Here is a 15,510-nt window from a genome sequence, read left to right as displayed (position 1 = left end):
AGTGGTGAGTTTATTCTACTACATTTGCTAAGACTCTTAAAGTTCAACTCAAATTGCGTTAAAAAAACAGCCTGATAGCACGCTATCAAGCTGTTATAAAGGTTTAATATCATTTCAAGAGCTAATTCTAATTACTTTAACTCTTCCCCAGTCACGAACTTGTAAGTTTCTTTTACAATCGCTTTAGAGTATTGCGGGTTGTGGATTCCTAAACTTCCATCCAGAGCAATTAATCTCCAGTTGTATGCACCAACATATGCTTCAAACGGAATCATCTTCATGTCGATAGCAGCTCCCTTAGCATCATGGAAGGTAAATCGTCCACTGCCATAAGTTAAGTCAGAAGCTCCTGCTTTCGCCATAGTAGCTTTCTTAAGCTTGCCAAGCATGTAGTTCATTTCACTGCGGAAACCTTTGTGGTCAAAAGATGTAATACCTGTGTGGCAAGTTCCGCAAGTCTTGTCGATCTTCTCTACATCAGCTTTGAATGAGTGTGACTTGTAGCCTTCTTCCGTTGTTGGCATATGGCAATTCGAACATTGAATTTGTGAATGCATTGGAGATGAAGGAAGTGTAACTCCTGGAATCTCCATACCACCTTTACCTGTATAAACTGCACCCTGCATACCATAGTGTGGGTATGTCATTTGCGTTAATGTACCTGCTTTAAATTGTGCTGCTAAATCCTTAGGATTACGATTACTGTTATGGCAGCTTAAGCACATAGCAGATTTGCCAGCTTGTAATGGCTGATCCATGAACAATAATTTAACGGAACCTGACTCCATTAGTTCTTTACCTTGGCCTGTGTGGCAAGCTTGGCAATCAATCCCTGTAGCATGTTTTGGAGCATACGCAGGAGCTCCCGCTACAGCAGGGTCAAACGTTTTAAACATTGAGAAACCGTATCCATCGTGACACTTTGCACAACCGATACCTCTACCTGCTGGATCAGTGATTGCAAATACTTTATCAGATGTTTTCCACTCTGCAGTAATCTTGTTCGTTAACTCTAAGCTGCTTAACGACATTACAACCGGAGCCGGTTGAGGTGCTGGCGTAGGAGCTGGAGTTGATACTGCTGGTGTCTCAGCCATTTCTTCAAGTTCACAACCAGCTATAACAAACATAGTAGCTAGAAAAACTAGCACTAATATTAGGCTCTTTTTCATTTCTCTTTCTCCCTTCTAGTAATAATCAATGTAATTCCTACCAAAGTCCTTTGCCGGTTACAGCTTTATACGACTCGCTTAACACAGATTTTAAGTATTGTGGGTTATGAACGCCCTTACTCTTGTCACCTTTTACAAGGTACCAGTTGTACATTAATGTGTATTGTGCAGGTGTTGGCTTGTAAGCTATTGCTGTTCCATCAGCTTTGTGGAACGTAAATCCTGTGCTCCCCGAAGTTCTAACTTCTGCAGCGCCTGAGAATTTCTTGATTTCGTCATACACAATATTTAATTTCTTGTACATATCTGTTTGGACACCGTTAATATCGAAGTCTTTCGCTCCAGTATGGCAAGTACCGCAAGCTGTAGCGACGTTATCCTTGTTCATTTTGAATGAGTGAGATGCATAGCCGTCTTTTGTATCAGACATATGGCACGCTACGCAAGAATCTTGGATACTAGCATGAGCAGAAGAAGTCTTGAAAGTTACACCTTCAATTGGCATTGCTCCTTGACCAAAGATAATTGGACCTTGACCATAGTGTGAATAAGCCATTCCATTTGTACCAGCGATATAACCTTTAAGATTCGTAGCTGGATCACGTCTTCCACTGTGGCAAGTAATACATAATGCACCTTTCCCAGCTTTACCTTCAGTAAAATCACTCTTAATATATGTTCCTGTAAAATGTCTCATAGATACGTTCAATTTACCAGCTTTCATTAACTCTTCACCAGTACCAGTGTGGCAAGCTTGACAGTTTAATCCCGTCATGTGGTCACCTACTACACCATTGGTATGTACACCACTTGCAAATACCATACCGTTATGACAATGAGTACATCCTTCTCTTTGCCCTGGGCTGTTAGTGATTGGGGTACTCACTTGAGCAAAAGCCTTATCAGAGGTCTTCCACTCAGCTGAAATCTTCTCAACCATTTCCAGGTTGCTTACTCCAAGAACAGCCGCTTCAGCAAAAGCACTTGTTTCAATCGCAGGTTCTGCAACTGTTTGGTATTGTACGCCTACAAACACAGAAACAGCAACTAGAACTGCAAAAGCTAAAAATAAGCTCTTTTTCATTTCTCTTTCTCCCTTCTAAAGATGAATTTTCTTGTATAGACAACTTTCTATACTTTCAATTGTGAATCAATTTCACAATTACATACCCTATTATGACATGCATCACACTTCTTTTCAATACATTTGTTACAGTTTTGTGTCAAAAATATATAAATATTTTTAATTTTCTTTGGCTCTATTTTTCATACTTAAAATAATAGTTCAATTGGCGGCAACACTTGATACACAAGGAGTTAACGCGGATAAGTTGTGGAGAAATCATGGAGAAGTTGTGGAGAAAGTTTGTGTTTTTTATGGATAATTTATGTAAAAATTGTGCAATTTTTATGCATGAGTGACGCTAAATCTCTTTCATTTTTGATACTCGAATGTGAAGTTTTAATGTAAAATTGCATTCGTTCTAAGTGATAATTAGGCAAAATAAGAACCCTTGCATTCACAAGGGTTTCTTTTACATTATGGAAAAACTATTGAATTTGTTGTCCTGTGATAAATCTATACGTCTCCCTCAAAATTGATCTTGCGTATTGAGGATTGTGAATACCACCACTACCATCTAAAGCAATTAGCCTCCAGTTATAGGCACCAACGTACGCCTCAAACGGAATCTGTTTAATATCAATTTCAGCACCCTGTGCGTCATGGAAAGTAAACGCACCACCTGCATACGTTAAATCAGATGCTCCTGCTTTTTCTATCGCTGCCTTTTTAACTTTTGTTAACAAATCAGTAATTTCAGTTTGGAATCCATTGTAATTGAAATCTGTAATTCCCGCATGACATGTTCCACAGGTTTGGTTGATATTTGCCACATCTGCTTTAAATGTATGCGACTTATATCCTTCATTCGTGTACGGCATATGACATGTGATGCATGGAGTTGAAGAGTGAGCTACTGTGGATGGCAGGGTAACTCCTGGAATCGCCATGCCGCCTTGTCCCGTTGTTACAGCTGCTTGCATTCCATAGTGCGGATATGTTAAACGAGCTAGTGTACCTGCTTGGAATTGCTGTGCTAACGTTTCTGGGTTTCTATTACCATTGTGACACGCCATACAATTTGCTGATTTTCCAGCTTGTAACGGTTGTGCATTAAACGGTAGCTGTACGGAACCAGAATCCATTAACTCTTTGCCACGCCCAGTATGACAGGCTTGACAGTCAATTCCTGTAGGGTGTTTTGGAGCATAGGCTGGTGCACCAGTTACGTTAGGATTATACGTATTGAACATTGAAAATCCGTAACCGTCATGACATTGCGCGCAGCCAATTCCCCGTCCCGCTGGATCTGGAATCGCAAAGGCTTTTCCTGTCCCTTTCCATTCATTCGAAATTCTTTCTGTTAAATCTAAGTTATTTAATGTTAACGCTGGTATTTGTGGTTGTGTAGGCGTCTGCGGTGCTGGAGTTTCTGGAATCTCTTCCAACTCACAACCGATTGATATGAACATAGTTACCAGCAAAACTAGTACTAAAATTAGACTTTTTCTCATGTTATATCTCCTTCCTATTGAATATGACTACCAAAGCCCTTTACCTGTTACAGCGCGATAGGACTCACCCAATAACGCACGTGCATACGCGGGGTTATGGACTCCTAAGCTGCCATCGCTTTTTACAAGGTACCAGTTATATAGTAATGAGTATACTTCGGGAGTTGGCCTATGTTGGAACGTTGCCCCAGCTTGATCGTAGAACAAGAATCCACCTTGACCTGATGTTTCGATTCTAGCGGCTCCTGTCGCTTCTAATAATGCATCATAGACTCTTTTCAAACCGTTATAGACTTCTGTTTGTGAACCGTTGATATTGAAATTCTGTGCACCCACATGACAGTTTCCACATGCTTTATTAGCATCTGCTTCATCAAGTATGAATGTATGTTGTGAATATCCTTCTTGAGTCTCTACCATATGACACCCAACGCAACTATCTTGGATGTTCGAGTGCGCTGCCGATGAGCGGTAAGTAGCTTCAGGCAAATGCATACCGCCTTGCCCAAACACTAGCGATGCTGCACCATAGTGAGGATATTGCATGTTTCCTGTTCCAGCCGTAAATGCTGCTAATGATGCCTGCGGATCACGTCTACCATTGTGGCATGTGATACATAATGCGCCTTTTCCTGCGCGTCCACCAGTAATATCACTTTTTATGTATGTGCCTGTGAAATGTCTCATAGCTGGATTGATTTGCCCAGTTTTCATCAATTCATTACCAGTGCCAGTGTGACATGCTTGACAATTGATACCCGTCATATGATCGCCAATCGGGGCGTTTGTATGTACTCCACCTGCAAACACCATACCGTTATGACAATGTGTACAACCCTCACGCGCACCTGGACTGTTCGCCAAATTTGCTGCGTTAATTTGCGCGAAAAACTTGTTAGAGCCTTTCCATTCACTTGAAATTCTTTCTGCAACTTCAATTGGGCTTAATGCAAGTACAGCAGCTTGTTCTGGATTATTACTCTCCTGAATCGCTTGATCGCCTACCTGCGTTTGATATCCAACAAAAATTGATGCTGCAACTAATACTACGAAAGCTATAATTAAACTTTTTTTCATGTTTTTACTCCCTTCTTTAAATGTTCTTACAGTCTTTAATGATTCTTTTTCTTTACCTCAAATATATTATTTTGCATGGTAAACAACTCTTCCTCAAGTCGCGACAAGGATGTTAAACCTAACGCAGCCAGCCTATCTTGCAAGCTTTCTTAGTCGAAGCCGCGCATTACAGCATAGCTTAACAAATTGCCACAGCTTCTTGTCGGTCTTGCTCTAGCAATGGCGTATCCGCTTTTAATTGGATGACTTGATGTATGATTACCTCATATATACGATATAAATCATCTTTCAATTGGGCAACCTCTCATAGTTTTTTATATTTCCATTGATAGTAGGATTTACATTGTCAATGTTATTATCTACTGGAACAATTTGATTATTCGTATTGTCTTTTAGTTCCATATGTTCATATTTTTTAGTAATAAAAATAAGAGCTCGCCCCATGATTAAAAAATGGCACGTGCTCTTATTCTGTACAAACTATATAAAATTAACCTTATGTTACATTGCTGCTTATAGAGTGAATTATTCATATTAAGATTGGTAACTACTTACTCTTACAATTAGCAATTTCTTGGCAGCATCAGAAAGCTTCCAATCAGGTAATTCCAGCAATAGTTGCGGCAAATTGCCATAGCCGGCAATATAACCATTTAAACGAGCTGCCACCGTTGAGTCGACAAATTGTTGTGGAGTTCCTTCATGTTTCTGTATCTCTTGCGCTACTTCTCGCACTTGCTGCAAATAATATTTCTGATGATAGAATTCCGCTAGAAAGAATTTCTCATACTGCTCTATCGGTGTAATCACCTTCCCAAGAAGGCTTTGTTGCAGTTCTTTACTGGCTATTGCTAATGCTTTTTGTTGTTCATCATGATAGAACAACACTGGCATATACTGTCTAGACCATACACGTCTTGTGGAATTATGCAGTTTCCAAAACCATTCTAGAATTCGTTCATAAGAAATCATGGACTCATCATACTCCACCTGCAAGCATTCCGTATGGTCCGCTAAATTGTGGTAGGTTGGATTGTCCGCTGTCCCTCCTGCATAACCAACACGAGTACGTACGATTCCTTCCATGACCCCGAACCGGGCATCAGGTCCCCAGAATCATCCGAGGCCAAAGGTTGCGACTTTATACGACATGTCATCATCTCCATTTTTGCAATTAAGAAGATTTTATTTTTATTTGTATTCACATGAACAATTTCAATTGATTCTTTACTTTGTTTTTGTACTTTACTTTGCTGATGTTTTACTTTGCTTTGATTATTTACTTAGCATCTCCGCAGAACTCGACAATATTGCATTTTGTTGTTTTTGCCCTTTCAAGTTGCCTTGTGTAAGTGCATAGAAGACAGGCACGACTACTAACGTTAGAATCGTTGAGACCAATAAACCGCACATGATTGAGATTGCCAGCGGACGAAACAATTCGCTCCCTGAAAATACGAGAGGCATAATTCCCATGGTTGTCGTAATCGTACTCAACATAATCGGTCGGAAGCGCTTAATAACAGCATCATAACAAGCTTGTTCAATTTCAATATTCATTTCGCGTTCCTTATTAATATAGTCTAGTAATACGATCGCATTATTGACTACAATCCCAAATAAACTCACAATTCCTAGCATCGCTGTAAATGACAACGGCTGTTGGAAGAGGTATAAGCCAACAATCGACCCAATCGCTGATAGTGGAATCGTAAGTAAGATGATAAACGGCTGACTAAACGAGTTAAATTGCAATAGCAATACTCCATAAATCAACAGGACTGCGAACAATGCAGAATACCCAATGTCCCCGAAGTTTTCCTGAATCTTTTCACGCTCTCCATCAAATACAATCCCGACGCCTTTTGCCTCAATTGTACCGAGCTTTGCTTGAAGCTGCTCTTGAATTGTAACAGGGCTATACCCAGTAATCACATCACTGTATATTGTTAACGAAATTTCTCGATCATATTTGCGAATTGCTGGGACTGAAGCTTGAAGTTTCACGTCAGCCATATCTCTTACCATGAATTTCTGACCTGTAATCGATGATGGTATGAACAGTCCTTCTAAATCCGATAAAGATTCAATATTTCCCTTTACGATAATCGGGTATTCATTTCCTTGTTGCTTTAGAAGCGTAGCTTCTGTTCCACGCAACGCGTAATGAATCTCTCTTTGAATATCATATTTCGAAACTCCCATGATGCTTGCTTGCTGATTGTTGACATCTACTTGAAACTCATAGACTTTTTTCGGAAAGTCGTTATCAATATTCGTAGTTCCATCAATATCTTTCAGGAGATTCTGGATTTGTAGAGCTACTTCATATAACTGATCCATATCATCGCCATATACTCTCAATCTTACTGGTGCGCCAATAGGCTCACCCTGCTCTAGTTCCTTAACCAATGCTGTGCCACCTGTTACTTGGGCATCAACAGCACGTTGAAGTTCGTTGACTAAGTGTGTGTTGCGTTTGAAAGTACTCTCATGCAAATCAACTTCCACCAGGATCTGTGCAACACTTTGCGACGCAGTATACACCGGAAGAGTATTATAAAATTTTGGCAGACCGCCACCCACTACAGTCGTATAACTAGCGACCTCTGTATAGTTTTGCAGGATATCTTCTACTTGATTAACTATCGATTGCGTTAATTGTACATCACTTGTGCGTTCAGCAGTAATATCAATGTGGATAATATTCTTATCGGCTTTCGGGAAAAATTGCAACCCTAGTGTCGTCACTAAAAGTCCAGCGCCGACTGTGGCTAGAATCAAAATAACAAACGTCGTTGTTTTCCAGCGCATACCGAGCTTTAATGTCCCTGCGAAAATACCACGAATGAGATGACGCCTTTCTGCCTCCACACTCTTCTTGAAAAATAAAAACGCCATGACAGGAGTTACGAATAAAGCCACAACATAGGATGCAATAAGCGCTATCATAACAATCTGCGGAAGGCTTTTAATATATTCTCCAGCAACGGAAGGTAGTACAAGCAGTGGTATAAACGCGCCAATTGTCGTAAGTGTTGATGTAAAGATTGGCATTGCTACTTCCCTTACGCCATCTATGCAAGCCTGAAGACGTTCTTGTCCTTCATCTAGACGGACTTGAATCGTATCACTGACAACAATTGCATTATCTACTAACATTCCTAGTCCAATGATGAGGGCTGTTATAGAAATTTGATGAATTTGAATGTCTAATACATTCATCGCACTCAGGGTAATCAAAATCGACAATGGGATAGCTGCCGTTACAATGACGGCATTCCTGATTCCCATACCCACGAATACTACAAAAATCACAAACGCCATCCCTTGTAATAAGTTAAGCACAAATTGATTGACTGATTTATGAACATCCTTCGGTTGATTGAGGACATAGGAAACCGTTATATCCAATGGTAGCTTGGACTGAAATTTCACTAATTGCTGATCGATTTCCGCACCAACATCGACAATGTTTTTGTTGTTTTTAAAATAACCAGCTAACAGAATCGCTTGTTCACCATTGTGAGTTGCATTGGGATCGTCTTCAGATTGCACATAATGGATCTCTGCAATATCTTTCAATCGTACGACAGAGCCATTTTCCCTTGATACTAACAGAATCGTATTGCCTATATCTTCTATCGTTTCAAAAGTTGGAGGTGTATTGACGTTAATTTTATGTGTTCCGTCTTCAATTTTCCCTGAAGGTAATTCTGTGTTTTGCGCCTGTAAGGAGGCGGCAATATCCTTTAGAGAAAGTGGCAAGTATTGCAATTGTGCCAAATCAACAACTACCTGAATTTCTCTGGCCTGTTCACCGATAATTTCGAACCTTGAGATCCCCGATACCTTTTGCAACTCCTGTTTCATTAACTCTCCATAATACACTAATTCCTGTTGTGTATATTGATTGCTAGATACACTGAGAATAATACCTGCGGAATCTGATAGTTCTGTGTTAATTTGAATTTCTTTCGCACCTGTAGGAAGTTTGCTTTGAAGATCATTCATTTTCTGTCGCAAATCTGTCCACGCTTTATCTATATCCGCATCTTGGCTGAGACGCATCGCTATTGCAGATACGCCTTCCTTCGATGTTGACTCCGAATAATCGTAACCGTTGATTGTTGAGATCTCGTCTTCTATTTTGCGTGTGATTAAGGTTTCAACATCCTCAGGAGTTGCACCAGGATAGATTGTTGTAATCACAGCTATTGGCACGTTGATTTCTGGTGCTTCTTGTTTAGGAGTCACGTAATAGCTATACATTCCAAAAATCGCTAAGGCGACAACGGTGAACATCGTAATTTTCCTATATTGAATGACTGCCCGAATCGCTGTTTGAAGCATCATATACCTCCACCTACTGTTGTAGCTTTACTTGCTCTTGATGTGAAAGTCTTTTGGCACCCTCTATCACTAGCAACGCCCCATCTTCTAAACCTTCTACCTTAATTTCATTGCCCATAACAGCACCTAACACAACGTCTGTTTTATACGCGATATCACGATCTACGGTATACACGTAATCGAAAGCTTCTGCCATAATGGAGGAAATCGGAATCCAGATCCCTTTTTCTTTTCCAATCGCAAATTTCACTTGAACAACAGTTCCGATCGCGTAAGCATCCTTTTCTTGCTGCAATTGAATCTTCACAGCGTAAGTACGTGTGGTTGGGTCTGGGTTTGCCGCTATGCTGATAACCTTTCCTGATGTATGAACTCCATTGGCATTCACACTTACATCAAGACCTGGCTTGATGTTCTGAAGATCTCGGTTCGTTACTCCTACAGTTACAACTTGATTCGTATTTTGTATGAGAATGACCGGATGTCCCGAACCGACCCGTTCTCCTTCTTTTGCTACGATATCTAACACGTACCCACCGCTATGGGAATGAATCTCGGCATCTTTTAGCATACTGCTTTTGTATTCATAGTCCACTTGCGCCCGCTCCAATTGCGCTAATAACGCTTCCTTTTCTTCCATACGCACAGCATTTTCTACCTTTTTCAATTGTGCTTCTGCTTGGGCCTTTTCAGTCGTGCGCAAGTTGAATTCAAACTCCACTTTCTCTAGTTCGACCTTAGGTATTGCCCCTTGTTCATAGAGACTTCTCATTCGCTCTAACTGATTGAATGTATAATCATAAGCATCTTCCGCCTTTTGAATCGCTAGTAGGGCTTGATTGACATCTTCATTTGCTGCCCCTTGCAATGCCAAACGGTACTGCGCATTCGCCATATCCACTTGCGCCTTTGCTTCTCGTACAGCGAACTGCAAGTCTTTCGTGCTGACTGTTGCTAATAGCTGCCCAGGGCGAATTGTATCATGTTTCTTTACATATATCTTTTCGATTAACCCACCTGTGCCAAAGCTAAGCTTCTTAATATCTTCAGCTTCGACGATTCCGATATAGATAAGTTCCACAATTCTCTCTTCCGAGTGAACCGCCATCGTTTTTACAGGTTTCGTTATGTCTACTACTGCTTCTGTATCTTTTGAACAACCGATTATAGTAAAGCTTAAGAACGCTATTAATAATAAGGTGCTGCTTTTCATAACAAATGAATGTTTATTAGATTTCATAAATTCCCCTCCATTATAACTATCATAAATGATTCCCTCTATTTTTTAAATGGTAGAACACAGGTTGAATAAGAAAATCCATACAAATTAATGCTGTATGGATATATCCGGTGTGCTATAAGATTTTATATCAGACTTAGTCTGCAATTTGCTTAATAGAGTCTGCTGACTGTACAATTATTTGTTGTCCCACTACTGGTTGCACAACTTGTTGCGCCACTATCGGCGGCACTGCTACTGTCTTCCTAAGAAATGTCGCAAATATTTGATTTCTTACACGTAGCATCCATTCTGCCTTCGCAAAGCTATAGAAGAATAGGGCGCACCATATAAAGCCAAAGCTAATTCCATGGATTAATGTAAACGGCTCTTTAAAAAGAAGCACTCCAATACCTAGGCTTATCGACGGAGCAAGATACTGAGTAAAACCAAGGGTTGCTAAAGACGCCCGTTTTGCCGCTTGTGCAAAATATATAAGTGGTAACGCCGTGGCAGCCCCTGCACCTATTAATAGTAGATTCGTAGAGTCAATTGCCATATGAAACGATTGTTTCCCCGTTACTTGTAAGACTAATAAATATAAGATTGCAATTGGCGTAACATACGCCGTTTCAATTGTTAACCCAACAATAGAGTCAATATTTGCCTTTTTCTTAATTAATCCATACATTGCAAAAGACGATGCTAAGACTAATGCCATCCAAGGCATTCTTCCATATTGAAAAATCATAACCAATACCCCTATACAAACTAGTCCCAATGCAACGCCTTGCCAGAAATTCAAACGCTCCTTTAGGACGACAACTGCAAGAAGTACACTAAAAATAGGCGTGATAAAATAACCAAAACTAGCTTCTACTAATTGGTCACTATTTACTGCCCCTATATATGTGAACCAGTTTATACTTATAAAAATGGCGCAGAAAAATATTGATATTCTTTTTCTTCGAACCACAACTACTTCTTTCAATGGATTCCACAGCTTAAATACAGCAATGACTCCAAACATGAACACACACGACCAAAACACGCGATGTGCTAAAATCTCGCCCGTTGGAATGTAATCTAGCATCTTCCAATATAGTGGAAGAACACCCCAAAGCACATAGGCTAATACAGCGTACATAACCCCTAGTCGTTGCTCTTTCACAACTTCACATGATGACTGCGCATCCATACACTCTGTCCCCTTACCACTTCTATCTATATAATAAGCAATTACTTATTTGGCTATTGTACTGCCGAAAGCACCCTTAGTCAATGCGTTCCGAGATGCGTATTTCAAATATTTTATGTTACAATATGGATTAACTATTCCTACCTACAATAAGCGTTAGGAAACAAATCTTCTATACTTTTAGTTGTAAAAGGATCTCATAAAGAGAAGTACTATATAAAAAGAGTTTATCTTTTTAAAAAAAGCAATCTAAAAAAGAGCTAAACTATACGAGGAGTTATCGCCATGGTGCCGAATCAATCTACAGAATTATCACTCATCCCATCAACCTATGACCGACTTTTATACCACTATGGACACTTAAATTGGTGGCCTGCCGATTCCCCTTTCGAAGTGATGGTTGGTGCAATCTTAACCCAAAACACGTCATGGCAAAATGTAGAGAAAGCAATACATAATCTCCGACCTTACTTAAAACCAGAGATAATAATTGCTATGGAAGATTCTCAGCTAGCAGAATTAATCCGTCCTAGCGGTTTTTTTACAGTGAAAACGCGAAGGTTAAAAAACTTTTTAGCGTGGTTCCTGACACATAAGTTTTCTATTGATGTTCTACAAAAGATGGACATTGCTGATTTACGCCATCAGTTGTTGTCCATTAACGGCATAGGCAAAGAAACTGCCGATTCTATCATTTTATATGCTGTGAATAAACCCATCTTCGTCATCGATGCTTACTCACGACGAATTTTTGACCGCTTGGGCATGGATGTCCCTAAAGATTATGATGCTTTTCGTGAGTTGTTTGAAAATCAATTAGAAGTCAACCACAATATCTACAACGAATATCATGCATTGATCGTTGAACATGCCAAACAATTTTGCCGAAAGAAACCATTATGTAGTAGTTGCTTTTTTAATGATTGTCAATATAGAAATACTGTTAATCTTTAGCTGTTTACTAATTATTAAAGGAGAAACGTCATATGACCCAATCAAAAGATTCTCTCAAAAGTAATCATACAAATGAAATGAAAGAAAGTTTAATTAACAGATTAAATCGTATAGAAGGACAAATTCGTGGAGTCAAAGGTTTAATTGAGAAAGATGTATATTGTGATGATGTCTTGAATCAAATAGCCTCCATTCAAGCAGCCCTAAATGGAGTCGGGAAATTGTTAATAGAAAATCATATGAAAACGTGCGTAACTCGAAGAATACAGCAAGGAGATTTAGAAGTTATTCCTGAATTAGTAAAAACGGTTAGTAAACTAATGAAATAATGATTCACACCCTTGACATTTATAGTATAGGGGGGTATCCTATATTTAAGATGAATTATAATTTTAGTTTATTTTTGTTATCTTATTATAACCAGAATTGAGGGGATATCGATGAAGACTATATTAAAAATTGGTGGGATGTCTTGCGCTGCTTGTGTCAGTAGAATAGAAAAGCGTTTGTTAAAATTCGATGGTGTTGCAGAAGCAAATGTGAACTTGAGTACTCATCGCGCTACGATTACCTATGACAATACAAAAGTGGCACCAGCAGACATGATAGCTGCGATTGAAAAGATGGGATTTACTGCAGCTCCCGCCCAATTGGAGAAAATCACGATTCCGATTGGTGGAATGTCTTGTGCTGCTTGCGTGAATCGCATAGAAAAAGCAGTTCTAAAGCTTAGTGGTGTACACGCGGTCGCGGTAAATCTAGCAACACACAAAGCTGTGGTCGATTACGACAGCAGTGAAACCACATACCCTATGATTCAACAAAAGATTGTGTCTTTGGGCTTTCAAGTGTTTGAAATTGAACGCGAAACTACAGAAGACCGAGAACAGAAACAACGAGAACAAGAGATGAAAAGACTTAGCAAAGATTTCTTGTTTGGCGCGATTCTAACTACAATTGTATTAATCGGCTCTTTACCGCACATGCTGCCAGGTTGGGGCGATTGGGTTCCACATTTCTTAACTTTACCAATAACGTTGTTACTGTTTACAACACCTGTGCAATTCTTTTCCGGTTGGCGTTTTTATAAAGGAGCTTATGCTGCTTTATCTCATGGCACAAGCGATATGAATGTACTTGTGGCGATGGGAACAAGTTCTGCGTGGTTGTATAGTGCTGCCATGACACTTTTCCCTGACTTTTTAACATCGATTGGCTTCCCTTACCAGTTGTACTATGACGTAGCGACAGTTATCACTACATTAATCTTGCTAGGTAGAATTATGGAAGCTAAGGCCAAGGGAAAGACTTCCGAGGCAATCCGCAGGCTGATGGGTATGCAATCGAAAACGGCTCGAGTGATCCGCAACGATATGGAGCTTGACTTACCTATTGAAGAGTTAGTTGTAGGAGATATCTTGGTTGTCCGTCCCGGTGAAAAAATACCTGTTGATGGCGTAATCATTAGTGGTCGCTCGACAATTGACGAATCGATGTTAACAGGCGAAAGCATCCCAGTAGATAAGACTGTCGATGATGAGGTCATAGGTGCTACTATGAACAAAACAGGCTCTTTCCGTTTCCGCGCCACGAAAATTGGTAAAGATACAATGCTTGCACAAATCATTCAATTAGTCGAGGATGCCCAAGGCTCTAAAGCGCCTATCCAAAAAATTGTAGATAAGGTTGCCGCTTATTTTGTTCCTTTTGTAGTGGTTACTGCTATTGCAAGCTTCTTATTATGGTGGATTTTCGGACCAGATCCTTCATTGGTGTTTGGCCTTACGACCTTTATAGCAGTTCTGATTATTGCATGCCCTTGTGCTCTAGGCCTAGCTACTCCAACTGCAATTATGGTTGGTACAGGGAAAGGCGCAGAGAATGGAATCCTCATTAAAGATGCACATAGTCTTGAAATGGCCCATAAAATCAATACCGTCGTACTAGATAAGACAGGTACAATAACTGTAGGAGAGCCATCGTTAACAGATATAATTCTTAATACTATGATTCCAGAAAGCGATATTACTTTAGACGAAAATCAATTCTTGCGCTTAGTAGCTTCTATCGAGACAGCTTCTGAGCATCCTCTAGGGCAATCCATTGTTAAAGCTGCCAAAGAACGCGGATTAGATTTGCTAGAACCTGAGACGTTCGAAGCAATTCCTGGGCAAGGACTACAAGCTACAGTTTTAGATAATCATATTTTAATTGGAAACCAACGACTAATGGAAGCAAACGAAGTAAGATTCCCAGAAGAGTTATTATCGTCTTCTGATCAGTTAGCCTCCGAAGGTAAGACTCCTATGTACATTGCAATCAACAATCACCCAACAGGGGTAATTGCTGTAGCAGATACCGTGAAAGAGAATTCATACCGTGCGATTCAAAGTCTACAACGTCAAGGGATAGAAGTAATCATGCTAACTGGCGATAATCAAAGAACAGCAGCGGCTATTGCGAAGCAAGTTGGGATAACGCGACTGTTTGCCGAGGTACTTCCCGAGCACAAGTCTCTAAAAGTGAAAGAGCTACAGGATAATGGGAAAATCGTGGCAATGGTAGGTGATGGCATTAACGATGCACCAGCTTTAGCCCAAGCGAATGTAGGGATAGCCATTGGAACTGGTACTGATGTAGCAATGGAAGCTTCCGATGTAACGCTGATTTCCGGTGATTTACGGGGTGTGCCAACAGCTATTCAGTTGTCGAAGGCAACAATGCGGATGATTTGGCAGAATCTATTCTGGGCGTTCGCTTATAACATCATTTTAATCCCTGTAGCTGCTGGAATCCTATGGCCAGTCTGGGGTGTCCTCATGAATCCTATGCTCGCAGCTGCAGCGATGGCCTTTAGTTCTGTTTCTGTCGTTATGAATACGATGCGTTTGCGTTTATTTAAGCCAGTGCGGGAATTAGTATAAAAATAAACAACTCCTAAATTCATGAAATGCAATCAT

General features: G+C 40.1%; 10 protein-coding genes and 1 pseudogene. 3 read left to right on the top strand and 8 right to left on the bottom strand.

From position 1 onward, the window contains the following. Window positions 1-131: 131 nt before the first annotated feature. From BHU72_RS08120 to rarD, 8 genes and pseudogenes are all read right to left on the bottom strand, one after another. Entirely contained in the window at window positions 132-1,172 is a 1,041-nt protein-coding gene (locus BHU72_RS08120) for an ammonia-forming cytochrome c nitrite reductase subunit c552 (protein ID WP_069702132.1), read from the bottom strand. Between the two features lie 37 nt (window positions 1,173-1,209). Next, window positions 1,210-2,256, bottom strand: a complete 1,047-nt coding sequence (locus BHU72_RS08115) for an ammonia-forming cytochrome c nitrite reductase subunit c552 (RefSeq protein ID WP_069702131.1) — start codon at window positions 2,254-2,256, stop codon at window positions 1,210-1,212. A gap of 467 nt (window positions 2,257-2,723) precedes the next feature. After that, window positions 2,724-3,749, bottom strand: coding sequence for an ammonia-forming cytochrome c nitrite reductase subunit c552 (locus tag BHU72_RS08110; RefSeq protein WP_069702130.1), 1,026 nt, complete (start codon window positions 3,747-3,749; stop codon window positions 2,724-2,726). Between the two features lie 27 nt (window positions 3,750-3,776). Next, window positions 3,777-4,826, bottom strand: a complete 1,050-nt coding sequence (locus BHU72_RS08105) for a cytochrome c3 family protein (RefSeq protein WP_069702129.1) — start codon at window positions 4,824-4,826, stop codon at window positions 3,777-3,779. Window positions 4,827-5,360: 534 nt separating this feature from the next. Next, window positions 5,361-5,930, bottom strand: a pseudogene (locus tag BHU72_RS08100) (peptide-methionine (S)-S-oxide reductase); the annotation flags it as partial. Window positions 5,931-6,101: 171 nt separating this feature from the next. Next, window positions 6,102-9,179, bottom strand: a complete 3,078-nt coding sequence (locus tag BHU72_RS08095) for an efflux RND transporter permease subunit (RefSeq protein WP_069702127.1) — start codon at window positions 9,177-9,179, stop codon at window positions 6,102-6,104. A gap of 13 nt (window positions 9,180-9,192) precedes the next feature. Beyond that, window positions 9,193-10,419, bottom strand: coding sequence for an efflux RND transporter periplasmic adaptor subunit (locus BHU72_RS08090; protein ID WP_069702126.1), 1,227 nt, complete (start codon window positions 10,417-10,419; stop codon window positions 9,193-9,195). Window positions 10,420-10,555: 136 nt separating this feature from the next. Next, window positions 10,556-11,596, bottom strand: coding sequence for an EamA family transporter RarD (rarD, locus tag BHU72_RS08085; protein WP_069702125.1), 1,041 nt, complete (start codon window positions 11,594-11,596; stop codon window positions 10,556-10,558). Window positions 11,597-11,881: 285 nt separating this feature from the next. On the opposite strand from rarD, the gene BHU72_RS08080 reads away from it, so the two are divergent. The 3 genes from BHU72_RS08080 to BHU72_RS08070 all read left to right on the top strand — a co-directional run bounded on the left by BHU72_RS08080 (window position 11,882) and on the right by BHU72_RS08070 (window position 15,474). Then, window positions 11,882-12,550 (top strand): endonuclease III domain-containing protein, encoded by a 669-nt coding sequence (locus BHU72_RS08080; protein ID WP_069702124.1) that lies wholly within the window; start codon window positions 11,882-11,884, stop codon window positions 12,548-12,550. Between the two features lie 32 nt (window positions 12,551-12,582). Next, window positions 12,583-12,879, top strand: a complete 297-nt coding sequence (locus BHU72_RS08075) for a metal-sensitive transcriptional regulator (protein ID WP_069702123.1) — start codon at window positions 12,583-12,585, stop codon at window positions 12,877-12,879. Window positions 12,880-12,990: 111 nt separating this feature from the next. After that, window positions 12,991-15,474 carry a heavy metal translocating P-type ATPase gene (locus BHU72_RS08070; RefSeq protein WP_069702122.1) on the top strand — a complete coding sequence of 828 codons (2,484 nt, stop codon included), beginning with the start codon at window positions 12,991-12,993 and terminating at the stop codon, window positions 15,472-15,474. The last annotated feature ends 36 nt before the right edge of the window (window positions 15,475-15,510 follow it).

Source organism: Desulfuribacillus stibiiarsenatis (genome assembly GCF_001742305.1).
Taxonomy (GTDB): Bacteria; Bacillota; Bacilli; order Desulfuribacillales; family Desulfuribacillaceae; genus Desulfuribacillus_A; species Desulfuribacillus_A stibiiarsenatis.
This window is presented reverse-complemented; position numbering and strand designations above follow the sequence as displayed.